We start from the raw sequence: 21,238 nt of genomic DNA on the forward strand, positions 1-21,238 counted from the left end.
CTGACCTGCATCCGTGCCTTTTGCGTCGCGCTCTGAGAAAATGCCCGCACTTTTTTTCCGGATGCCGACATGACTGCCCTGAAGAACGACCGTTTCCTCCGCGCCCTGCTCAAGCAACCTGTAGACGTCACCCCGGTGTGGATGATGCGCCAGGCCGGCCGCTACCTGCCTGAATACCGCGCCAGCCGTGCCCAGGCCGGTGATTTCATGAGCCTGTGCATGAATCCGGAATTCGCTTGCGAAGTCACGTTGCAACCGCTCGACCGCTATCCGCAACTGGACGCGGCGATCCTGTTTTCCGACATCCTCACCATCCCCGATGCCATGGGCCAGGGCCTGTACTTCGAGACCGGTGAAGGTCCGCGCTTCAAGAAAGTCGTCAGCACCCTGGCGGACATCGAAGCGTTGCCGATCCCTGATCCACACAAGGATCTCGGCTATGTGATGGACGCGGTCAGCACCATTCGCCGCGAGCTGAATGGCCGTGTGCCGCTGATCGGTTTCTCCGGCAGCCCGTGGACCCTGGCGACCTACATGGTTGAAGGCGGCTCGTCGAAAGACTTCCGCAAGACCAAGGCGATGCTCTACGACAACCCGCAAGCCATGCACCTGCTGCTGGACAAGCTGGCGCAGTCGGTGACCTCGTATCTCAACGGCCAGATCATGGCCGGCGCGCAAGCGGTGCAGATCTTCGATACCTGGGGCGGCAACCTGTCGGCCGCGGCGTACCAGGAATTCTCCCTGGCCTACATGAAGAAAATCGTCAGCGGCCTGATTCGCGAGCACGACGGTCGCAAGGTGCCGGTGATCCTCTTCACCAAGAACGGCGGCCTGTGGCTGGAAAGCATCGCCGAGGCCGGCGCCGACGCATTGGGTCTGGACTGGACCTGCGACATCGGCAACGCCCGCGCCCGCGTTGGCGACAAGGTAGCCCTGCAAGGCAACATGGACCCGACCGTGCTCTACGCCAAACCGGAAGCGATCCGCACCGAAGTCGGGCGCATTCTGGCCAGCTACGGCAAGGGCAGCGGCCACGTGTTCAACCTCGGCCACGGCATCACCCCTGAGGTCGATCCGGAGCATGCGGGCGCGTTCCTGCGCGCGGTGCATGAGTTGTCGGCGCAGTATCACGAGTGATCGACGCGCAATAGAAAACGCCCGGCTTATGCCGGGCGTTTTTGTTTGCACGATTCAATGTCCGACACAGATTCCACTGTGGGAGCGAGCCTGCTCGCGAAAGCGGTGGATCAGCAAACTTTGCATCAACTGACAAAACGCCTTCGCGAGCAGGCTCGCTCCCACATGGGTCCTGTGTCAGGCTTTGACGCCCTGCAGTGGCGGCAACTTCGCCAGTTTCAACGCCACCAATAGCGCGATCATCAACAGGGAGCCAATAAACAGGCCGATGCCATTCCAGCCGCCAAGATGCCAGAACACCCCACCCGCCGTCCCGGCAATGCTGGAGCCTGCGTAATAACTGAACAGGTACAACGACGACGCCTGGCCCTTGGCCTTCAGCGCCCGCCGGCCGATCCAGCTGCTCGCCACCGAGTGCGCGCCGAAGAAGCCGAAGGTGAAGATCAGCATGCCGACGATCACCAGCAGCAGCGGGGTGAACATTGTCAGCGCGAGGCCGGCGAACATCAGGGCAATGGTCGCCCACAGCACCTTGCGCCGCCCCAGTTTGTCCGCCAGCGAACCGATCTTCGCCGAACTGTAGATGCCCGACAGGTAGACCACCGACAGCAAGCCGACGAACACCTGATCGAGGTTGTACGGCGCGGCGAGCAGGCGATAGCCGATGTAGTTGAACAGGGTGACGAACGCCCCCATCAGCACGAAGGCTTCAAGAAACAGCAGCGGCAGACCGGCATCGCGAAAGTGCATGGTGAAGCCGTCGAGCAGGCTGCGCGGGTGCAGCGAGCGCGAGCGGAAGTTGCGCGACTCCGGAAGGATTTTCCAGAACACTGCCGCCGCAATCAGCGCCAGACCGCCGATCGCCAGCATTGCGGTGTGCCAGCTGACAAAGTCGATCAGCACCCCGGTGATCAATCGCCCGCTCATCCCGCCAATCGCGTTGCCGCCGATGTACAGGCCCATCGCCAGGCCGATGTGCTGCGGGTGGATTTCCTCGCTCAGGTAAGTCATCGCCACGGCCGCCAGACCGCTCAGCGACAGCCCGATCAACGCGCGCATGATCAGCACGCCGTGCCAGCTCGGCATCATCGAGCTGGCGATGGTGCACAGCGCGGCGGCGAATAGCGCTGCGACCATCACCGGTTTACGCCCGATCCGATCGGAAATCGGTCCGGTGATCAGCAGACCGAAGGCCAGCATGCCGGTCGCCACCGACAGAATCAGGCTGCTCTGCGCGGCATTGATCGAATACTCGTGGGACAGCAGCGGCATCATCGGCTGCACGCAGTACAACAGGGCGAAGGTCGCGAAGCCGCCGCTGAACAGAGCCAGCACCGTGCGCATGAACATCGGCGTGCCTTTTTCGATGTAGATCTCCTGCAACTCGGCGATCACATCGTCGGCTGCGGCAGGCGGGACTTCATGGGCCAGGGGGGCGACAACTGTTTTCACTTCAGACCTCGGAGGGCACGGCCAGGCAGGCAATGAAAAAATCATATAGCTGGCTAATGTTTCTATCCAATATATTGTTCGACCTGTTTGATAGCTTTAACGACCTAATGGGGTTTCCATGGAATTGCGTCATCTGCGCTACTTCATCGCCGTCGCCGAAGAACTGCATTTCGGCCGCGCCGCACAGGTGCTGGGGATCTCCCAGCCGCCGCTGAGTCAGCAGATTCAGGCGCTGGAGCAAGAGGTCGGCGCGCGGTTGTTCGAACGCACCAATCGTCGGGTCGAGCTGAGCGAGGCCGGCCGATTGTTTCTGGAGGAGGCGCGGCTGGTGCTGGCGCAGGTCGACAAAGCGGCGGACGTTGCCCGGCGTGCGCAACTCGGTGAACTCGGCGAATTGAAGATTGGCTTCACCTCTTCGGCGCCGTTCAACTCGACCATTCCCCAGGCAATTTTTGCCTTTCGCCAGCGTTTCCCGGCGGTGCATCTGAACCTGCGGGAGATGAGCAGCACGCAAGTCGCCGAAGGGCTGGTGGATGAGTCGATCGAGGTCGGGATCATGCGTCCACTGGGTCTGCCGGATTCGCTGAATGTGGTGGAGCTGATGCGTGAGCCGCTGGTGGCGGTGCTCGGTTCCAAACATCCGCTGGCGCAGGGCAGCGAGGAAGGGCTGTTCCTCTCGGCGCTGGCGCTGGAGCCGTTCGTGTTCTTTCCGCGCAGCTACGGCAGCGGGCTGTATGCGCAACTGCTCAGTCTGGCCCGTGATGCCGGGTTCAGCCCGCACTTCGCCCAAGAGGCCGGGGAGGCGATGACCATCATTGGTCTGGTTGCAGCGGGGCTGGGGGTTTCGGTGTTGCCGGCGTCGTATCAGCGGATGCGCATCGACGGCGTGGTCTACCGGCCATTGCTCGATCCGGAGGCGGTGTCGGCGGTGTGGCTGGTGCAGCGCAAGGATCAGAAATCGCCGATGGCCAAGGCGTTTGTCGAACTCCTGACGCGCAAGGTTGAGCCTTCATCAGTGTGATGCCTGCCGGCCTCTTCGCGAGCAAGCCCGCTCCCACCCTGGAATACGTTCCCCTGTGGGAGCGGGCTTGCTCGCGAAGACGCCCGCCCAAACAACACATTTCTCAGGGCAACCGCACCAAATCCCCCTTCAACGCCACCCGCGTCACAAACACCCCGGCCCGGCACTCATAGGTATTCAAATCCTTGCGCACATGCTGGTCGTAATAACTGACGATATTGACCACCGCATTCGCCCCGACCCGCTTGGCATCGGCCTGCAACTTGATCAGGTTCGACTGCAGCACCCACTCGCAGGAATCGTGATCGCTCTTGTTGAAGCCGTTGGTGCGTAAATCGCTGACCACATCCCGGCGCAACAACTGCTGGGTGCCCTGCGGCCCGTTGCCGATCAGGTAGAACTTCACACTGCCATCCAGCCGCCCGGCGCGAATCGCATCCGAGAGCACGGTTTCGAACGGCATGTACATCAGATTGGTGGCGTGGCTGGCGCTGGGCAATAGCCCGAGGAGCGTGGCGGCGATCAGGGCTTTCACTTGCATGGTCATCTCCTTGACGGTGAAAGAGAACCGCGAGTGTTCGAACGATGGACTCGCCGTTCCGGCAGGCATGACGCGGCAACCTGCCAGAGCGAGTGTAGATGCTGAAAATGAAGAGGGCGCCGAAAGGCGCCCTTTGTCGTTTCTGGCAATTACTGAACCGTCGCCAGATCCCCCTTCAACGCAACACCGGCCATGATCGCGCCGGCGTGGCATTCGTAGTTCTTCGCGTCTTTGTGCTCGTTGCTCTTGTAGAAGCTGACGATGTTGGTCACGGCGTTGGCGCCGGCGCTTTTGGCGGCCTGGTGCAGGCTGATGATGGCCGATTGCACGACCCATTCGCAGGCTTCCTGATCGGTCTTGTTGAAGGCGTTGGTCTTTTTGTTGGTCACGGCGCCGCTGCTCAGAACGGTGACTTTACCGGGCGGGGTGGTGCCGGCCAGGTAGAACTTTACGCTGCCGTCGATCTTGCCGCTGCGGGTGGCTTCGGCAACCGCTTTGTCGAACGGCAGCATGACCTGTGTATCCCGGGCCTGGCTGACTGCCGGCAGGGCGCAAAGCAGCAGGGCGGTGATGGCGAGTTTGTTGAAACGCATGGAGGTCTCCTTGACCTGGATTGATTCGGTTAAGGCCAGCGACGGAAAATCAACGAGGTGTTGACGCCACCAAAAGCGAAATTGTTGTTCATCACGTATTCGTGGTGCATCGAGCGGAATTCGCCGCGCAGGTAATCGAGCTTGCCGCAGTGCGGGTCGACCTCATCGAGGTTGAGCGTGTGCACGTACAGGTCGCGATTGAGCATTTCGATGCTGAACCACGACTCCAGCGCGCCGCAGGCCCCCAGCGTGTGGCCGAGGAAACTCTTCTGCGAGCTGATCGGCATGTGTTCGCCGAACAGACTGCTGGTCGCCAGTGTTTCGGCAATGTCGCCCTGTTCAGTAGCAGTACCGTGACCGTTGACGTAACCGATGGCATCCGGCGTCAGTCCGGCGTCTTCCAGCGCCAGTTCCATTGCCCGGCGCATGGTGATCTGCTCGGGGCGGGTGGTGTGCTGGCCGTCGGCGTTGCTGCCGAAACCGACGATCTCCGCGTGGATCCGCGCACCCCGGGCGAGGGCATGCTCCAGTTCTTCGAGCACCAGCATGCCGCCACCTTCGCCGATCACCAGACCGTCGCGGCCCTTGTCGTAAGGACGTGGGCTGGTCTGTGGCGCATCGTTTTTCAGGCTGGTGGCGTACAGCGCGTCGAAGACCATGGCTTCAGTCGGGCACAGCTCTTCGGCACCGCCGGCGAGCATCAGTGGCAGCCGCCCGAACTTGATCGCTTCATAGGCGTAGCCGATCCCCTGGCTGCCGCTTGTGCAAGCGCTGGACGTCGGGATCAGCCGCCCTGTGAGGCCGAAGAAGATGCTGATGTTGGCCGCGGTGGTGTGCGGCATCATCCGCACGTAGGAGTTGGCGTTAAGGCCTTCGGCCACCGAGTTCAGCAGCATGTTGCCGAAGGCCTTGATCTCGTCGGTGCTGCCGGTGGACGAACCGCAGGCCACACCCATGCGCCCGTCCTTGATCGATTCGTCGCCGAGCAGGCCGGCGTCGGCCAGCGCCTGTTCCGCCGCGCCCACCGCCAGCCGTGACACACGGCCCATGCTGCGCAGTTGCTTGCGGGTCCAGTGCGGCGGTACGACAAAATCATCGATCGGCCCGGCCAGACGGGTGTTGAGTTCGCTGAAGCGGTCCCACTCGTCCATGCGGCGGATGCCGCTGCGGTTGGCCGCGAAGTTGCCGGCGATGGTCTGCCAGTCGCTGCCCAGCGAGGTGATGCCGGCCATGCCGGTGACGACGACGCGCTTCATCAGCACAAGCCTCCGTTGACCGCCAGGACCTGGCGGGTGATGTACGAGGCTTCCGCCGACATCAGGAAATTAACCGCAGCGGCCACCTCTTGCGGGGTGCCCATGCGTTGTGCGGGGATCATTTTCATCAGCTCTTCCACCGGCACGTTTTCGTCGAGCATCGCCGTGTCGATCAGGCCCGGCGCGACGCAGTTAACGGTGATTTTGCGCTTGCCCAGTTCGATCGCCAACGCTTTCGCCGCACCGATCACCCCGGCCTTGGAGGCGCTGTAGTTGACCTGGCCCCGGTTGCCGATCAATCCCGACACCGAGGTGATGCAGACGATCCGACCGGCGGCGCGACGACGGATCATCGGCATCATCACCGGGTGCAGGACGTTGTAGAAACCATCGAGGTTGGTGCGCAGCACCACGTCCCAATCGTCGTCGCTCAGCGCCGGAAAAGCGCCATCACGGGTCAGGCCGGCGTTGAGCACCACGCCGTAATAGGCGCCGTGGGTTTCGACATCGGCTTCGAGAATGGTCTTGCAGGTTTCGCGGTCGGCGACGTCGAATTGCAGGATGCGCGCGTTGCGGCCCAACGCTTCGACTTCGGCTTTCACCGCTTGGGCTTCAGCCACGCCGCTGCGGCAATGCAGGACGATGTCGTGCCCGGCCTGCGCCAGACGCAAGGCAATGGCGCGGCCGATGCCACGGCTGGAGCCGGTGACCAGTACGGATTCAGTCATCGTTCGACTCTCTGTTTTGTTCAAGGTATTGGCTGGGCTGCGGCGGGCGGAACACGTTCAGGCGGGCGCTGGCCTCGATGCCGGGGGCATTGATGTGGCATTCGAAAACACCCATGCCGTTGTCGTCTTCCAGCGAACGGATGCCGTGGATGGTCAGTTCGCTGCCGGCCGGAAACGCCTCGACGTTGCACTCGAACTTGCGGGTGCCGAGGAGGAAGCCCAGCTCGACCGGTTTGCCCTTCAAGCGAGCATGACAACCGGCGAACGCGGCGACGCTCTGCGCCATCAACTCGATGCCGACCCACGCCGGCAGGCTGCCGTCGGGCAGGTTGAACAAGCCGTCGGGCTTGACCGTGAGGCGGGTGTGGATCTGCTCCTCGTCGAAGCTGAGGATGCGGTCGATCAGAATCATGTCGCCAGCGTGGGGCAGCAGTTCGGCGAGCGGCCAGTCGTTCATGGGGCGTCTCCGATAATCAGGCTGACGTTGTTGCCGCCGAAGGCAAACGAGTTGCTCATCAGGTAGCGGGGTGCAATGGACGACAGGCGCTCGCTCGCGGTCACCCACTTCAGCGCCGGCAAGTCGGGGTCGGGCTGGGCATCCCAGACGTGTGGCGGCAAGGCTTGCTGCGGGTTGTCGGCGCTCAGGCTCAGCCAGCAGAACGCCGCTTCGAGGGCGCCGGCCGCACCGAGGGTGTGGCCGGTCATCGGCTTGGTCGACGAGCAAGCCACGCCGTCGGGGAACAGCGTGGCGACGGCCAGACTTTCCATCGCATCGTTGTGCTGGGTCGCCGTGCCATGCAGGTTCAGGTAGCTGATTTGCGTCGCTTGCAGCTGTGCGCGGCTCAAGGCTTTCTGCATCGCTTGCAGGGCGCCGCGACCGCTCGGTTCCGGCGCGGAAATATGATGCGCGTCGGAGCTGGCGCCGCTGCCGAGCAGGGCAATGGCCGGGCCGTCGCTGCGCTGCTTGCTCATCAGGAACAGCACCGCCGCTTCGCCGATGTTGATGCCATTGCGGTTGGCCGAGAACGGATTGCAGCGCTCGTCGGACACCGCTTCCAGCGCGCTGAAACCGTTGAGCGTGAGTTTGCACAGGCTGTCGACCCCGCCGCACAGCACCGCGTCGCACAGGCCCAGATCGAGCAGGCGCTGCGCGCTCATCAACGCCCGCGCACTGGACGTGCAGGCGGTGGAAATCACATAGGCCGGGCCGCTGAGTTGCAGCCAGTCGGCGAGAAAATTCGCCGGGGCGCCGAGTTCCTGTTGCCGATAGTCGTACTCGGCCGGGAACTGCTGCTCGTGAAGATAGTGCGCCAGACCGCGGCTGGCCTCGTCGATCCCCGAGGTGCTGGTGCCGAGCACCACGCCGATGCGCGCGCGACCATAGGTCTGGATCGCCCGGTCGATGTCCTCGCGAATCTGCAGCGCGGCTTCCAGCAGCAGTTGATTGTTGCGGCTGCTCTGGTCGGCCAGTTCGGCCGGAATCGCTGCCAGCTCTGCGTGTACCGCCGCCACCGGCAACTCACGTCCGGCCACCCAGCCTGACTCGTGGCGCATGCCCGAGCAGTCACCGACAAACAGGTTGTGCGCGACCTGGTGCTTGTCGCGGCCCAGTGCGCAGATCACGCCGAGGGCATTGAGGTAGGCAGTCATGGTGTCGGTTCACCGAGGGGAGAAACCCGATAGTGCGGGCCTTGGGGCAGATTCAATTCGAAGCTCAACGGTTGTGCATAACGGATCGCCCAGCGCGGCGCCAGCGTGCGTTGCTCGCCCTGCTGCTGCGCGGCGGGGTAATTGCGCGCCAGTTCGCCGGAGGGGGTCAGGGCGAACAGCAACGCGGCAAAAAGCTCCCGGGCTTCCGGATTGGGCGGCAGCAGCCCGTCGGCCTGCCAGCGACCGTCGATCAGTTGCTGACGCGCCTGGGGGATGCCCAGCGGGTCCATCATCGACCAGCGGATGCCGGGGCCTTCGCGCTGGATCACCAATAGCCAGTCCTGACGTTGATCGGCCTGATTACGTTCGATGTGCAATTGCAGCGGTAACGGCAGCGTCGGGTTGCTCGCGGGCAGCGGGGCCTGGCTGGCGCATCCACTTAGCAGGGCCGTTAGCAACAATACCAGCCACACCACAAACCCTGTGGGAGCGGGCTTGCTCGCGAAGGCGTCGGCACATCCGACATCAATGCCAACTGACCCACCGCTTTCGCGAGCAAGCCCGCTCCCACAGGTTAAGTGTTGCATCAGGAAGCCTCTGCCAGTGGTTTTCGGGCGACGACATTCACCAAGGTTTCCTCACGCTCGCCAAACGGCTTCGGCCGGCGCAATCCGAACCGCTCCAGCAAGCCAAAGTCCTTCGAACGGCTCCACCACAAATACGGGTACGAGACATTGCGCTCGCCAAACTCGAAACCCTGTTGGCGAATCATCTCGAGGTACTGCGCCGCGCTCTTCTGCACATGCATCGGATGGCGGAACAGCCAGCGGATCACCCAAGTATCAATGTAAGCCTCGGTGGACTCGGCGAACAGCAGATAACCGCCCGGCTTCAGTACGCGGTAGAACTCGGCGAGGGCTTTTTCCTGTTCGACCAGATGATGAAAGGTCTGGTGGCAGAACAGCAGGTCGACACTGGCATCGGCGACGTTGAGCGTCGCGCAATCGCTACCGATCAGCTCCACGTCGAAGCCCTGCCGCGCCGCTTCTTCGGCGCTCAGTTGCAGGCTGTGCGGATCGGCGTCGATGCCGATCAGACGCTGTGGGGCGAAGGTCTGGCGCAGATGGCGGAACGATTTGCCCTGACCGCAGCCAGCATCCAGCAGCACCGGATGGGCCGGCAGCGACTCGCTGAACAATCCGCGCAAATCGTTGATCGCCACGCGCAGCACGTGGTGCTGCCAGGTGTGACTGCGCAGGAACCAGAAACCGAAGCGGGTTTCCTCGACGTAGCTGTCGCTCAAGTAATTCATGGGGCGTCCTTTGCACAGAGTTCGGAAATCATCTTCAACCGGCGGCGTGCTTCGCTGACGAACGGGTTGCGTTCATCCCAGGCGTAACCGGCGAGGATCGAGCAGATCATCCGGCGAATCTCCGCCTGACTGTCTTGGTAAAAGATCACGTCCTGAAAGGTGCCGGCGTACCAGCCCTCGACGTAGCAGCGGAAGGTGTCGACCCCGCGCTTGAGCGGTTCGGCGAACTCGCGCTGCCAGTCGACGATTTCGCCCTGCAACTGCCGGTGCAGGACGGCGGCGGCCATGCTCGCCGAACGCATGGCGATGGTTACGCCGGAAGAGAACACCGGGTCGAGAAATTCCGCTGCATTGCCGAGCAGGGCGAAGCCCGGGCCGTGCAGGGTTTTCACATTCGCCGCATAACCGCCGAGGGTGCGCGCCGGGGTGTCCCACACCGCGTTGTTCAATACACCGGCGAGGCTCGGGGTTTCGGCGATGAAGCCGCGCAGGCAGGCATCCAGATCGCTGTCGCGCCCCTGGAAGTGTTCGGCGGCAGCGACCACGCCCACCGAACAGCGCCCGTTGCTGAACGGGATCGTCCAGAACCAGATGTCGCGGTGCTCGGGATGGGTGGTGACGAGGATTTTCTCGCGGTCGAAGGCCGGGTTGTCGATGTGATCTTCAACGTGAGTGAACACCGCTTGGCGCACCGGGAAATTCGAGGGTGCTTCCAGATCGAGCAAACGCGACAGCACGCGCCCGTAACCGCTGGCGTCCAACACAAAATCCGCTTCGACGCGGTACTCGCTGCCGTTCTCGCGCAGCACGTCGAGCTGCGGTCGGGCCCGGTCGAAATCGACGCGGACGATGGCATCGCCATAGCGGATTTCGGCACCCTGCAATTCAGCCTGATCGGCCAACAGCTTGTCGAAGTCGGCACGTTGCACCTGGAATGTGGTTGGCTTGCCTGCGGTGAAGGTGTCGCTGAAGTCGAAGGCACTGTAGCGCTCGCCCCAGGCGAAGGCGGCACCGGTCTTGCGCTGGAACCCGGCAGCGTTGACGGCGTCGAGCATGCCGGCCTCTTCGACGAAATCCAGGCAATGGCTGAGCAGGCTCTCGCCGATGGAAAAACGCGGAAAGTGCTGGCGCTCGATCACCAGCACATCGTGGCCCTTGCGCTTGAGCAGCGCGGCGGCGATGGCGCCGGACGGTCCGGCACCGATAATCACGACCTGACGGGATTCCATTTCAACGATTGGCACGTGAGCTCCGGGGCAATGGGTGTTGCAGATTCAGGGGCGCGCGATGCAGGCCGATCAGGGCCGGCAACAGCGTCGCGATCAGGCCCATCAGCATCAGCGCGAAGTACAGCGCCGGGCTGATGAGCTGTTGTTGCAGCAGCAGGTTGAGAAAGACGATTTCACTCAGCCCGCGAATGTTCAGCAGCACGCTTTCGCGCCAGCGGCTGGCGCCTTCGAACGACGCACCGGCCCAGCCCAGGCCGAGCCAGTTGCCGAGCAGTTTACTGGCAATCGGCAACAGCAGCAGCGCCGCCCATTGCACCGCGCCGAGGCTGGCGAGGGCGCTGTGCACGTCGATCTGCACGATGCCGAAGGTGAGGATCAGCGGGATCGCGATCCACGTCTGCAAACGGCTCATCCACCGCGCCGGCAATGGCAGCACCAACGGCACCTTCAGCAAGGCCATGCACAGCAGATAACCGATGCCGAAAATCAGCGCGTTGAGTTTGTAGTGCTCGGCCAGCACCAGCAGCGCAAAGAAGCCGAGGCTGTAGGTCAGCGGGCGACGCACGCGCAACAGATTCAACAGCAGCGGCACGCAGGCCAGACCCAGCGGCAGCAACAGGCTGCTCAGATGCAGACTGCCCTGAGCGAGGCCGAACAGCGTCCAGCAGGTCAGATCGATGAGGATTGCGGTCTGCACCAGACGCCGGGTGGCGGCGGGCGGGTAATCGATGTGGCGCAGGTACAGGTACAGCACCGGTATCGCGGTAATTGCAAACACCAGACCGATCGCCAGCGAGTTCAGCCACGGTTGCGCCGGCAGCAGCCAGCAGGCGGCGGCCAGACCGCAGGCGAACGGCACGGCAAAACTCGGCACGGCGATTTTCACGCTCTGGCGGTCCAGTCGCAGGTCGATCACATCACTGAGAATGTGCCCGAGCAACAGCGCGAAACTCAGGCTGTAGAGGTCTTTCAGCCACCCCGGCGCAATCAGTTCGGCACCGCTGAGTTGCCAGCCCGGTTCGATGCAGAAGTACATCAGCAGCGGCAACCCGAAGCTGGCCAGCAGCAACTGGCTGACGATCGGGATCAGGCCGAAATGCCGACCGATACGGGTCACCACAGCGAACAGCGCCAGGGCCAGCAGCCAGAAACCGACGACCATCACGCTGTCGGCTCCGCGACGCTGGCGCTGTGGACGTGACGTCCGGCCCACGGCGCCAGAATGAAACTGAACGCCAGCCCCAGGCTCACCGCCAGGCCGAAGTTGCTCACCGCCGGCGTGCTCGACACCGCCAGCAGACCGAACGACAACCAGGTCGTCAGCGCCGCCAGCAAAGTGCCCAGCAGGCTGACAGCCGCACCGCCGACCTGCTCACGCATGAGGATCGCGTAATCGACGCTGATCGCCGTCACCAGCAGCAGGCCGAACAGACTGAACAGGGTCAGCGGCTGACCGAGCCAACCGAGGCTGGCAAGGCTGCACAGCGCTGCCAGCAGCGGCAGGGCGACGATGCGCAAGGCGCCACCGAAACCGAACGGCACGATCAGCACCAGCACGATCAACACACAGGAGGCGAGTTTCAGTTCGGCGGCGCTGATCTGGGTCGCGGCGAACACGTTGTTCAATTCGCCGAGACGATCCACCAGCATCACGCCCGGCAAGTCCAGGGCCTGCACCCGCAGCAGTGACGGATTGTTCAGGCCTTGCAGGCTGGTCATCGCCGCCACGCCGTCAGCGGTCGGCCCGAGCCACAGCGTGCGGTAAGGCTCGCCCAGCGGCCCGGCGAGTGCCGCGTCGATGTCCTCGGCGGGCAGACTCTGCAACTGCTGCAGTTCGGTTTGCAACGCCGCGAGCGGTACGCCGAGATCCAGTAATGGCTGCCAGTATTGCGGAAGTTTGCTCAGCGCTTCGCGAACCTGCTGTTGCTGGCTCGGCGGACTGAGCAGTTGATCGAGGGCCAGATAGCCTTGCAGTTTGTCGAGGTTGACCAGTTGCTGCAGGCGCTCGCTCAGTGCGGCCTGACGCTCCAGCAGTTGCTGCTGATTGGCGGCGCGCACGAGGAAGAACTGGCTGGTCGGCTGATAGCCGGTGATGCGTGCGATGGTCTGCGCTTCATCGGTCAGGCGTTGTGGCGCACCGACCCACTGGCGGATGTCGTTCTTGCTTTGCAGCTGCACCAGGCCGCCAACGCAGAACGCGACCAACAGCGCCAGCAGCACCGGGGTGCGCACGTGTTCGAGCAGAGTTTCGCGCAGTTGCACCAGACGCTCGGCCAGACGCAGCGGCCATTGCGCCGGAACCAGTTCAACATTTTTCAGCAGGGCCGGCAGCAGGCACACTGCCGACAGATACGCACCGAGCAAACCGGCGGCGGAGAACACCGCGATTTGCGTCAGCGCCGGGAAGGGCGTCCAGGCCAGCGCCAGATAACCGATGGCGCTGGTGATCAGGCTCAGCGTAAGCCCGGAGAGTGTCAGGCGCAGCGCCGGCCAGCTGCGCCACGGCTTGAGGCTCCAGCTTTTCGACAGATAGTGCAGCGGGTAATCCACCGCCACGCCGATCAGGCTGGAACCAAGCACCAGCGTCATCACATGCATGTGGCCGAACAGCGCCACGCAAGCCACCGCGCCGAACAGCATGCCCACCAGCACCGGCACGAACGCCAGCAACACCCGCCAGCGGCGAAACACCAACAGCAGCAACAGCAGAATACCGAGGGTGGCGCCGCCGCCGACCCAGGTCATTTCGCGGGTGGCTTGTTGCTGACCGTTGGCGGCGTACAGCAGACCACTGGCGGCCAACAGTTGCACGTCGGATTTCGCCGCCTGCTCGCGACTGTGCTGCAGCAGATCGGCGACTTTCAGCGGCAGGTTCATGTCGAAGGCATTGCCGGTGGTGCGCGCGCGCAGCAGCACCCAGCTCTTGCCATCGGCATCGGCGACCAGTGCGCCGCTGCCGATGTCCAGTTGCACCGCGCCGTGCTTCGGCTGGCTGTTCTGGATGCGCCCGGTGAGGCCGAGCCAGTCGTCCTGGCTCGGCACCAGGGTGAAACCGTTGAACGGGTCGAACAGTGCCTGCACCCGTTGCTGAATGAACGCATCGGGATGCTCGGTCAGCAGTTGCCGGTCATCCGCCGAGAGCATCGCCAGCCGTCCTTGCAGCAACTGCGTGCGCAGCGCTGGCAGATCCGCCTGCAGGTTCCACTGAACCTTTTCGAACAGACCGCTGGCCTGCCATTGCTCGCCGAGGGTTTGCGCCATGGCCACCGCTTGCTGGCGATCAGTGTGACCGACCAACACCAGCATTTCCCGATTGAGCGGTTCCTGCATACGCTGTTCGGCGCGCAGTTCGAGGGCGTCAGGGTTGGTCCCGGGCACCAGCTCCATGAGGTTGGCCGACAGCGGCGCATCGCCGCGCCACTGCCACCCGGCCAGCGCGACGACCGCCAGCAGCAGGATCAGGAACAGCCACGGCAGCCTGCGTTCACTCGGCAAAGTCATGTTGCTCCGTGTCGCTCAACGGTTGACCGGCACTGCTGTCTTTCATGCGCAGCACGGTGCTGTCGCCCTGGGTTTCCAGCAGTTCGATGGTCTGCACCAGCTCACCGCCGTCGATATTGATCTGCTTGAACACTTGCTTGAGCAGCACCGAGCGCGGGGTCAGGGTGAGTTTCCACTGCTGTGCGTCGCCGCTCAGGGCCAGCTCGAAATCCCGTTGCAGGCCGCTGCTGTCACCTTGCAGCACGGCGAGGAACAAGCGGTTCTGCTCGGCCCCGGCGCTCTTGTTCGGCAGCAGTTGCCAAGCATTGCCATCGCGTCGCGCGATGCCGTTGGCGGTGATGCGGTAATCCTGTTGCAACGGGGTCTTGAGCAGCCAGAGCAGGCCGTGATTTTTCGCCAGGACGAAGTTGCCCTTGCTGATCAATGGCTGAGGCAGCGCGCGCAGGTGTTTTTCCTGAATGAACTGGCCGTGGATCACCTCCGGTTTCGCCAGTTGCTCGCTGAGCTGCAGCAGGTCGAAGGCGTTGGCCAGCGTCGACACGGCGAGCAGCGCCATCGCGCCAAGGCATTTGCAGAACAGGTTCATCGCAGCATCCTTTCCACCGCATCGGTGAACACTTTGGGTGAGGCCAGTTGCATCTCGCGACTGCTGATCTCGACCGCCACCTGCACCGAGCTGGCACGGGTCAGGCGTTCGCCGGTCTGCAGGTCGGTGATCAGATAGTTGATCTTCAAGCGGTTCTCCCACTCCACCAGACTGGCGCGTACGTTCAAGCGCTGACCGAACACCGCGCCACGTACATAACGCAGTTGCAGGTCGATGATCGGCCACGCGTAGCCGGACTCGGACATCTGCGTGTAGTTGTGGCCGATCTGGTCGAGCAGCGCGCAGCGCGCCACTTCCAGGTACTTCACGTAATGCCCGTGCCAGACCACGTGCATGGTGTCGACGTCAAAGAACGGCACGAGGATTTCCGTGTCGGCGTGCAGCACTCCGGCGCTACGCATGCAGCCTCCAGTGTTGTTCGGCGATGCGTTGCAGGCACAGGCGCAGTTCGCCTTCCAGCGCGCGGTCTTCGATGACCGGCGGGAAGTCCTTGGCCAGCTCTTCGTGCATGGCGGCCAGCGAAGGTGGCAGCGCGCGTGCGCCTGCGCCTGCATCGCGACCGCGCAACCAGACGCCCTGATTGGCCGCGAGCAACGTGGCGGCGGCGACCTGTTCGGTCAGTTCCAGCACGCGGATCGCGTCGCGGGCGGCGATGGTGCCCATGCTCACCTTGTCCTGGTTATGGCACTCGGTGGAGCGTGAGAACACGCTGGCCGGCATGGTGTTTTTCAGGGCTTCAGCGGTCCAGGCACTGGTGCCGATCTGCACGGCCTTGAAACCGTGATTGATCATGGCGCGATCCGCCGGGGCGCCGGACAGATTGCTCGGCAAACCGTGGTTGTAGCGCTCGTCGACCAGCAACGCGAGCTGACGGTCGAGCAGGTCGGCAACGTTGGCCACCAGATTTTTCAGGCTGTCCATGGCGAACGCGATGTGCCCGCCGTAGAAGTGCCCGCCGTGCAGCACGCGCTCGGCTTCGGCGTCGATGATCGGGTTGTCGTTGGCGCTGTTGAGTTCGGTCTCGATGAACGCACGCAGCCAGTTCAGGCTGTCGGCCAGCACCCCGAGCACGTGCGGGGCGCAGCGCAGCGAGTAGCGATCCTGCAGGCGATGCAGCGGCGCGGTCGGCGCGTCGATCGCCAGATCCTTGCGCAGCCATGCGGCAACCTGCATCTGCCCCGGATGCGGCTTGGCGGCGAACAGACGCTCGTCGAAGTGTTCCGGATTGCCTTGCAGCGCGACCACGTTGAGCGCGGTGATGCGCGTGGCCAGTTGCAGCAGATAGTCGGCGCGGGCGAAGGCGAGGCAGGCGAGGCCGGTCATCACCGCCGTGCCGTTCATCAAGGCCAGCGCTTCTTTCGGACGCAGCACCAATGGCGTCCAGCCCAGTTCGCGATGCACGTCGGCCGCTTGCCGGCGTTCGCCACGGAACAGCACGTCGCGCTCGCCGGACAGGGTGGCGGCGACGTAGGACAGCGGCGTCAGATCGCCGCTGGCACCGACCGAACCTTCTTCGGGGATCAGCGGCAGGATGTCGTGTTCAAGGAAGGCGTGCAGGCGCTCCAGCAGTTCGATGCGCACCCCGGACACGCCGTGACACAGCGACTGCAACCGCGCCGCCAGCACCGCGCGGGTGGCTTGCGGGTCGAGCAGTTTGCCGAGGCCGCAGCCGTGGAAGGTGTAGAGATGACGCGGCAGTGCCTCGACGTGATGCAGCGGCACCGCGACCACGCAGGAATCACCGTAACCGGTGGTCACGCCGTAGATCACGCCTTCCTTGTCCAGCAGCGAATCGAGAAACCGCGCGCCTTTGGCGATGCGCTCGCGGTAGGCGGTGTCGCTCTGCAACTGCACGGGCGCCTGACGGTTGGCCAGGGCCAGCACGTCTTCGATGCGCAAAGGGCGTTCGCCGAAGGTTACCGGCTCATGGGTTGGCGTCGTCATCGGTCTTCCAGAAAGGGTAAAAGTTGAACCATTGGTGCGGGGCTTCGAGGCAATAGTGACTCAGGCGCTGCGCGTAGCGGGTGGCCCACTGATGAATGACCTGCTCGCGCTCGCGGCGCGTCCACGTCACGCTGTCGGCGAACGGTTCGAGGGTCAGGCGATAGTGGCCGTCCGCTTGTTTCAGGCACATCAGCAGATTGACCGGGCATTTGAGCAAGCCGGCGAGCAGCCACGGGCCTTGCGGAAACGCTGCGGGGTGGCCGAGAAAGTCCACGCTGACGCTGCGCCCGCCGTGCAACGGCACGCGGTCGCCGGCAATCGCCAGCCATTCGCCGCGCTCCAGGCGTTCGTGCAGTTGCAGCATGATCACCGGGTCCAGTTCGCTGACCTGAATCAGGCGCAGATTGGTCGCCCCGGCCTCGCCCAGCAAGCGGTTGAACTGCTCGGCGTGCTTGGTGTGCACCAACACGTTCATGGTGACCTTTTCGCCGATCTCCGCCAGCGCCCGGCACACTTCGAGGTTACCCAGATGCGCGCCGACCAGCAGTTGCCCGCGACTGCCGCGCAACTGATTGCGCAGCAGTGCCGGGTCGATGATTTCGATCTGCTCGATACGGATCTTGCCGTTCCACACGTCGAGCTTGTCGAGCAGCGAATCGGCGAACGCCATGAACTGGCGGAACACCCGCCAGTAACTCGGGCGCAATTCGGCGCGGTTGCTCCAGTCAGCCAGCCGTTGCTGGTATTGCCAGGCACTGTTGCGCGCGGTGCGGCCGAACAGGAAGAAGTACAGGACGATGCCGTACAGCAGCGGACTGAGCAGGCGCCGGCCAAGCACTTTGGCGGCGAACGCGGTGAATTTCATCAGCAGGAAGCTGCCGCGCTCTTCGCGGTCGGCCCAGTGCTTCTTGTCGGTCTCGATGCTCATGCTCGCCACCGGCGCCAGAGGATGACCGGCAGGCGCAGCAGCATGCCGAAGAACAACCGGGTGTGCATGCTGGAAATCAGCGCGTTGTCATGGAACAGGCGGAAGTGTGAGACGCCGTCCAGCGGGTAATGCACGCTGGTCTGCAGCCAGCGCATCGGCTGGTTGCGCCACGACAGGCGCACGAGGATGTCGGAGTCGAAATCCATACGCTTGCCGACCCGCGCCGAGTCGATCAGCGCCAGCGTCGGGGCCAGCGGATAGACGCGAAAGCCGCACATCGAATCGCGAATCTGCAGCGACAGCGTGTTGATCCAGACCATCACGTGGGTCAGATAACGCGCGTACAAACGGCCCTTGGGCACGCTCTCGTCAAACAGCGGATAACCGCAGATCATCGCGTCCGGGTGGGCGCGGGATTCCTCGACGAAACGGGCGACGTCGTGCAGGTCGTGCTGGCCATCGGCATCAACCTGCAGGGCATGGGTGAAGCCCAGCCGCGCCGCTTCGCGCAGACCGGTCATCACCGCGCCGCCCTTGCCCTGATTGAGGGTCAGGCGCACCAGATGCACGTGGTCGCGTTCGGCCAGCGCATCCAGCACTCGCGCGCAGGACGGGGTGCTGGCGTCATCCGCCAGAATGCACGGCAGGCCTTGGGCGAGCAGGGCGTCGACCACGGTGCCGATCGCGGTTTCATGGTTGTAGACCGGAATCACGGCGCAAGGGTTATGCATTGACCACATCCCCACTGTGGCGAGGGAGCTTGCTCCCGCTCGAGTACGCAGCACTCGCTCGCAGTTTTTCGTGAACCGAGTTTGGGGCCGCTTCGCAGCCCAGCGGGAGCAAGCTCCCTCGCCACAGGTTATGCATCGGCGGCTCCTAGCAGGATTCGCCCGCTGGAGCAGGTCGCGGTGTCGTTGCGGTAGGCGAAATACAGCTTGCCGCGTTCGGGATCGAAACGCAGGTGTAGCTGGATTTCATCGCCCGGGCGCACCAGTTGCTGGAATTTCAGCACTTCCATGCCGGCAAATTTGCCGGGCAGGTTCAGCAGTTGCTGACCGAGTTTCAGAGCCCATTCGACTTGCACCACGCCGGGCAGCACCGGGGCCTTGGGGAAGTGACCGCTGAAGTAGGCCAGGTCCGGCGGAACACTCAATTGCAGGCTCCACTCGCCGTCGGTTTCGAGCTGTTCCAGCACCTCCGGGGCTTTCGGCCGTGGCGCCAGCAGCAGCGCTTCGATGTCGGCCTGCGGTAGCTTGCCCTGGCTGTTCAGCGGCAGTTGCCGCACCAGACGCCAGCGCCGGGGCAAGGCCAGCGCTTCGCAATGCTGGCTCAGGTGTTTGCGCAGGGCTTCGGTCAGGCTGCGACGGCCCTGTTCACGCAAGGCAAACAGGCCCGCGTCGCTGAGCACCAGCAAGGCACCCAGCACCGCACGGTTTTCCTGAACCACGCCCAGGCGTGCTTCGGCGACCCAGTCGTGGGCGATCAGCGCCTGTTCCAGCATCGGCAGGGAGATACGTTTCTCTTCGAGTTTGACGATGCGGTCCAGCCGCCCGAGCAGTTCGAAACGCCCGTCGGCAGCGATACGCGCGGCGTCGGCGGTGTGTTCGACATGCCCGGCGGGCAAGTACGGTGAAGCGATCAGCAGGGCGCCGTCGCTGTCCTGACTCAGTTCAACCCCGGCGAAGGGCTGCCACAGGCTGGCGCCCTGACGCCAGGCGATGCCACCGGTTTCCGAGCTGCCGAGGATTTCCGTCGGCCACTGGTGCAGGCGTTGCTGCAGACTCTGTGCTGCGTCTGCCGGTAACGCACCGCCGGAGGAAAACACCCGGCGCACGGCGCTCAGGGCCGGCCAGTCGAGGTTGTCGCCCATGCGCTTGAGCAGCGCCGGGCTGGCGACCCAGGCGAAGGCCGGGTGTTCGCGGCTGGCGCGCTGCAGGTCTTCCGAAAATGCCAGTTGCTTGCGCCCGAACGGACGTCCGGCGCACAGCGGCCACAGCACCCGGAACAACAAACCGTAGATGTGCTGGGTGGCGACGCTGCCGATGATCCAGGCTTCACCGAGATCCGCGCCCCACAGTTGCTCCAGTGCCTCGACCTCGTTGGCCAGTTGGCGCAGGGTCTTGTCGATGCGCTTGGGTTCACCGCTGGAGCCGGAGGTGCACAGGCTCAGGCGGCACTGCACGAGATCGAGTTCGGCGCCGGGCAGGGCCGGCTGCAGCAGATCGCTCAAGTGAGCATCATCGGGGTGATCGCTCAACCACAGATCGACCTCACTCGACCAGCGCTGGCGGGTCTGCGCTTGCAGATCGGAGGGCAGCAGGACGCTGACACCCGCGCGCCAGGCTCCGAGCAGGGCGATGGCGAGGTCGGCGGCATCTTCCAGATGTACCGCCATGCGCTGCACGCCGCGTGCCTGCAGGCCGGCGGCAACGCTCAGCGCCTGCTCGCGCAGTTGCGTGTGGTCGAGCGCCGGGGCGGCGCTGATCGCGCGCTCCGGCAGGGCCTTGAGCAACAGTTGCTCAAGTTTTATCCAGTTCATTTACGGCCTCTTACCCGTTGTCGTATCAGCCATTCAATGGCAAACATCAGGCCGATCAATCCGTAGGAGATCAGGCCGGTGTACAACATCCACCAATGCAGCGGCGCCCACAGGGTCAGGAGCGCGGCGCACAAACCGTTGCAGAAGAAAAACACGCTCCAGGCCACGGTGACCTGGCGGGTGTAGCGGATCGCCTCGGGCGGCAGGTGCGGCTCGCGCAGTCGCGCCAGGCGCTCGACCATCGGCGGCCCGTATTTCAGGCTCAGGCTGAACAGCACCAGCATGAAGCCGCTGATCAACACCGGATACCAGCGCAGCAACAGCGGACTGTCGAACAGCGCCAGCAGCAGGCAGAACACGGTCGCCACGCAGGCCATCCAGCGGCTGCCGGGCTTGCGCTCGCCGGTCAGCGCGCGCGCCAGCCACAGGCCGCCCAGCAGCAGTCCGAACTGCCACGGGGCGAAGTGCTCCATGCCGAAATACACCGCAAAGGGGTACAGCAGCCCCGCCAACAGCAGGCCGAGGCCGATCAATCGGCTCATGCGGCCGGTTGAACCAGACGGTAGACCGCCTCGACCACGTCACCGACAGTGCGCACCGATTTGAATTCTTCGGCGGCGATTTTCTTGCCGGTCTGGCGTTTGATGTGATCGATCAGGTCGACCGCGTCGATGCTGTCGATTTCCAGATCCTGATACAGGTTGGACTCCAGGCTGATCCGCGCCGGATCCAGTTCGAACAGCTCGACCAAGGCATCGCGCAGGGTGTTGAAAATGTCGTCACGAGTTTGCATGGTCCGG

At 63.8% G+C, this 21,238-nt stretch carries 22 protein-coding genes; 2 read left to right on the forward strand and 20 right to left on the reverse strand.

The features are described 5' to 3' along the window. Window positions 1–69 precede the first annotated feature (69 nt). Window positions 70–1,137, forward strand: a complete 1,068-nt coding sequence (gene hemE, locus M0814_RS14125; RefSeq protein ID WP_103485588.1) for a uroporphyrinogen decarboxylase — start codon at window positions 70–72, stop codon at window positions 1,135–1,137. Between the two features lie 177 nt (window positions 1,138–1,314). Here the strand turns inward: hemE and M0814_RS14130 are convergent, their stop codons facing one another. Beyond that, the gene (locus tag M0814_RS14130; RefSeq protein ID WP_103485587.1) at window positions 1,315–2,589 is read right to left on the reverse strand and encodes an MFS transporter; all 1,275 of its coding nucleotides are present in this window, start codon (window positions 2,587–2,589) and stop codon (window positions 1,315–1,317) included. A 118-nt stretch (window positions 2,590–2,707) separates the two neighbouring features. Between M0814_RS14130 and M0814_RS14135 the strand changes: the two genes are divergently transcribed. After that, window positions 2,708–3,610 carry a LysR family transcriptional regulator gene (locus M0814_RS14135; RefSeq protein ID WP_103485586.1) on the forward strand — a complete coding sequence of 301 codons (903 nt, stop codon included), beginning with the start codon at window positions 2,708–2,710 and terminating at the stop codon, window positions 3,608–3,610. A 103-nt stretch (window positions 3,611–3,713) separates the two neighbouring features. On the opposite strand, the gene M0814_RS14140 is transcribed toward M0814_RS14135, so the two are convergent. The 19 genes from M0814_RS14140 to M0814_RS14230 form a co-directional block, all read right to left on the reverse strand. Next, a complete protein-coding gene (locus M0814_RS14140; RefSeq protein ID WP_003220915.1) occupies window positions 3,714–4,151 on the reverse strand; it encodes a hypothetical protein in 438 nt (145 codons plus the stop codon). A gap of 149 nt (window positions 4,152–4,300) precedes the next feature. Next, a complete protein-coding gene (locus M0814_RS14145; RefSeq protein ID WP_103485585.1) occupies window positions 4,301–4,744 on the reverse strand; it encodes an excinuclease in 444 nt (147 codons plus the stop codon). Between the two features lie 29 nt (window positions 4,745–4,773). Beyond that, complete coding sequence (locus M0814_RS14150; protein WP_103485584.1) at window positions 4,774–6,000, reverse strand: beta-ketoacyl-ACP synthase; 1,227 nt, start codon at window positions 5,998–6,000, stop codon at window positions 4,774–4,776. After that, the gene (fabG, locus tag M0814_RS14155) at window positions 6,000–6,728 is read right to left on the reverse strand and encodes a 3-oxoacyl-ACP reductase FabG (protein ID WP_003220919.1); all 729 of its coding nucleotides are present in this window, start codon (window positions 6,726–6,728) and stop codon (window positions 6,000–6,002) included. The genes M0814_RS14150 and fabG overlap by 1 nt, the downstream gene beginning before the upstream one ends. Next, window positions 6,721–7,185 (reverse strand): hotdog family protein, encoded by a 465-nt coding sequence (locus M0814_RS14160; protein WP_103485583.1) that lies wholly within the window; start codon window positions 7,183–7,185, stop codon window positions 6,721–6,723. The genes fabG and M0814_RS14160 overlap by 8 nt, the downstream gene beginning before the upstream one ends. Then, window positions 7,182–8,378 carry a beta-ketoacyl-[acyl-carrier-protein] synthase family protein gene (locus M0814_RS14165; RefSeq protein ID WP_103485582.1) on the reverse strand — a complete coding sequence of 399 codons (1,197 nt, stop codon included), beginning with the start codon at window positions 8,376–8,378 and terminating at the stop codon, window positions 7,182–7,184. The genes M0814_RS14160 and M0814_RS14165 overlap by 4 nt, the downstream gene beginning before the upstream one ends. After that, window positions 8,375–8,965, reverse strand: coding sequence for a hypothetical protein (locus M0814_RS14170; RefSeq protein ID WP_177434714.1), 591 nt, complete (start codon window positions 8,963–8,965; stop codon window positions 8,375–8,377). The genes M0814_RS14165 and M0814_RS14170 overlap by 4 nt, the downstream gene beginning before the upstream one ends. After that, window positions 8,965–9,690 carry a class I SAM-dependent methyltransferase gene (locus M0814_RS14175; RefSeq protein WP_103485580.1) on the reverse strand — a complete coding sequence of 242 codons (726 nt, stop codon included), beginning with the start codon at window positions 9,688–9,690 and terminating at the stop codon, window positions 8,965–8,967. The genes M0814_RS14170 and M0814_RS14175 overlap by 1 nt, the downstream gene beginning before the upstream one ends. Next, window positions 9,687–10,934, reverse strand: a complete 1,248-nt coding sequence (locus tag M0814_RS14180; protein WP_103485579.1) for an NAD(P)/FAD-dependent oxidoreductase — start codon at window positions 10,932–10,934, stop codon at window positions 9,687–9,689. The genes M0814_RS14175 and M0814_RS14180 overlap by 4 nt, the downstream gene beginning before the upstream one ends. After that, window positions 10,921–12,081, reverse strand: coding sequence for a sodium:proton antiporter (locus M0814_RS14185; RefSeq protein ID WP_177434719.1), 1,161 nt, complete (start codon window positions 12,079–12,081; stop codon window positions 10,921–10,923). Before M0814_RS14185 ends, M0814_RS14180 begins: the two co-directional genes overlap by 14 nt. Next, entirely contained in the window at window positions 12,081–14,420 is a 2,340-nt protein-coding gene (locus M0814_RS14190) for an MMPL family transporter (protein WP_103485577.1), read from the reverse strand. The genes M0814_RS14185 and M0814_RS14190 overlap by 1 nt, the downstream gene beginning before the upstream one ends. Continuing rightward, the gene (locus M0814_RS14195; RefSeq protein WP_103485576.1) at window positions 14,404–15,006 is read right to left on the reverse strand and encodes an outer membrane lipoprotein carrier protein LolA; all 603 of its coding nucleotides are present in this window, start codon (window positions 15,004–15,006) and stop codon (window positions 14,404–14,406) included. Before M0814_RS14195 ends, M0814_RS14190 begins: the two co-directional genes overlap by 17 nt. Then, window positions 15,003–15,428 carry an acyl-CoA thioesterase gene (locus M0814_RS14200; RefSeq protein WP_027611337.1) on the reverse strand — a complete coding sequence of 142 codons (426 nt, stop codon included), beginning with the start codon at window positions 15,426–15,428 and terminating at the stop codon, window positions 15,003–15,005. Before M0814_RS14200 ends, M0814_RS14195 begins: the two co-directional genes overlap by 4 nt. Beyond that, entirely contained in the window at window positions 15,421–16,971 is a 1,551-nt protein-coding gene (locus M0814_RS14205) for an aromatic amino acid ammonia-lyase (protein WP_103485575.1), read from the reverse strand. The genes M0814_RS14200 and M0814_RS14205 overlap by 8 nt, the downstream gene beginning before the upstream one ends. Further along, window positions 16,952–17,899, reverse strand: coding sequence for a glycosyl transferase (locus M0814_RS14210; protein WP_103485574.1), 948 nt, complete (start codon window positions 17,897–17,899; stop codon window positions 16,952–16,954). The genes M0814_RS14205 and M0814_RS14210 overlap by 20 nt, the downstream gene beginning before the upstream one ends. Beyond that, complete coding sequence (locus M0814_RS14215; RefSeq protein WP_103485573.1) at window positions 17,896–18,630, reverse strand: glycosyltransferase family 2 protein; 735 nt, start codon at window positions 18,628–18,630, stop codon at window positions 17,896–17,898. Before M0814_RS14215 ends, M0814_RS14210 begins: the two co-directional genes overlap by 4 nt. Window positions 18,631–18,758: 128 nt before the next feature. After that, a complete protein-coding gene (locus tag M0814_RS14220; RefSeq protein WP_103485572.1) occupies window positions 18,759–20,438 on the reverse strand; it encodes an acyl-CoA synthetase family protein in 1,680 nt (559 codons plus the stop codon). Next, window positions 20,435–20,980: a hypothetical protein gene (locus M0814_RS14225; protein ID WP_103485571.1), complete on the reverse strand. Its 546-nt coding sequence runs from the start codon at window positions 20,978–20,980 to the stop codon at window positions 20,435–20,437. The genes M0814_RS14220 and M0814_RS14225 overlap by 4 nt, the downstream gene beginning before the upstream one ends. After that, window positions 20,977–21,231: an acyl carrier protein gene (locus M0814_RS14230; RefSeq protein ID WP_003220947.1), complete on the reverse strand. Its 255-nt coding sequence runs from the start codon at window positions 21,229–21,231 to the stop codon at window positions 20,977–20,979. The genes M0814_RS14225 and M0814_RS14230 overlap by 4 nt, the downstream gene beginning before the upstream one ends. Window positions 21,232–21,238: the final 7 nt, after the last annotated feature.

Source organism: Pseudomonas sp. MWU12-2020 (assembly GCF_023100605.1).
GTDB lineage: Bacteria > Pseudomonadota > Gammaproteobacteria > Pseudomonadales > Pseudomonadaceae > Aquipseudomonas > Aquipseudomonas fluorescens_H.

Excerpts from the sequence above, each read along its gene's own strand:
- M0814_RS14150 (WP_103485584.1), bottom strand. The coding sequence starts at position 6,000 with ATGAAGCGCGTCGTCGTCACCGGCATGGCCGGCATCACCTCGCTGGGC.
- M0814_RS14210 (WP_103485574.1), bottom strand. The coding sequence starts at position 17,899 with ATGAGCATCGAGACCGACAAGAAGCACTGGGCCGACCGCGAAGAGCGC.
- hemE (WP_103485588.1), top strand. The coding sequence starts at position 70 with ATGACTGCCCTGAAGAACGACCGTTTCCTCCGCGCCCTGCTCAAGCAA.
- M0814_RS14175 (WP_103485580.1), bottom strand. The coding sequence starts at position 9,690 with ATGAATTACTTGAGCGACAGCTACGTCGAGGAAACCCGCTTCGGTTTC.
- M0814_RS14200 (WP_027611337.1), bottom strand. The coding sequence starts at position 15,428 with ATGCGTAGCGCCGGAGTGCTGCACGCCGACACGGAAATCCTCGTGCCG.
- M0814_RS14160 (WP_103485583.1), bottom strand. The coding sequence starts at position 7,185 with ATGAACGACTGGCCGCTCGCCGAACTGCTGCCCCACGCTGGCGACATG.
- M0814_RS14135 (WP_103485586.1), top strand. The coding sequence starts at position 2,708 with ATGGAATTGCGTCATCTGCGCTACTTCATCGCCGTCGCCGAAGAACTG.
- M0814_RS14215 (WP_103485573.1), bottom strand. The coding sequence starts at position 18,630 with ATGCATAACCCTTGCGCCGTGATTCCGGTCTACAACCATGAAACCGCG.
- M0814_RS14205 (WP_103485575.1), bottom strand. The coding sequence starts at position 16,971 with ATGACGACGCCAACCCATGAGCCGGTAACCTTCGGCGAACGCCCTTTG.
- M0814_RS14230 (WP_003220947.1), bottom strand. The coding sequence starts at position 21,231 with ATGCAAACTCGTGACGACATTTTCAACACCCTGCGCGATGCCTTGGTC.
- M0814_RS14140 (WP_003220915.1), bottom strand. The coding sequence starts at position 4,151 with ATGCAAGTGAAAGCCCTGATCGCCGCCACGCTCCTCGGGCTATTGCCC.
- fabG (WP_003220919.1), bottom strand. The coding sequence starts at position 6,728 with ATGACTGAATCCGTACTGGTCACCGGCTCCAGCCGTGGCATCGGCCGC.
- M0814_RS14145 (WP_103485585.1), bottom strand. The coding sequence starts at position 4,744 with ATGCGTTTCAACAAACTCGCCATCACCGCCCTGCTGCTTTGCGCCCTG.
- M0814_RS14220 (WP_103485572.1), bottom strand. The coding sequence starts at position 20,438 with ATGAACTGGATAAAACTTGAGCAACTGTTGCTCAAGGCCCTGCCGGAG.
- M0814_RS14225 (WP_103485571.1), bottom strand. The coding sequence starts at position 20,980 with ATGAGCCGATTGATCGGCCTCGGCCTGCTGTTGGCGGGGCTGCTGTAC.
- M0814_RS14195 (WP_103485576.1), bottom strand. The coding sequence starts at position 15,006 with ATGAACCTGTTCTGCAAATGCCTTGGCGCGATGGCGCTGCTCGCCGTG.
- M0814_RS14165 (WP_103485582.1), bottom strand. The coding sequence starts at position 8,378 with ATGACTGCCTACCTCAATGCCCTCGGCGTGATCTGCGCACTGGGCCGC.
- M0814_RS14190 (WP_103485577.1), bottom strand. The coding sequence starts at position 14,420 with ATGACTTTGCCGAGTGAACGCAGGCTGCCGTGGCTGTTCCTGATCCTG.
- M0814_RS14170 (WP_177434714.1), bottom strand. The coding sequence starts at position 8,965 with ATGCAACACTTAACCTGTGGGAGCGGGCTTGCTCGCGAAAGCGGTGGG.
- M0814_RS14185 (WP_177434719.1), bottom strand. The coding sequence starts at position 12,081 with ATGGTCGTCGGTTTCTGGCTGCTGGCCCTGGCGCTGTTCGCTGTGGTG.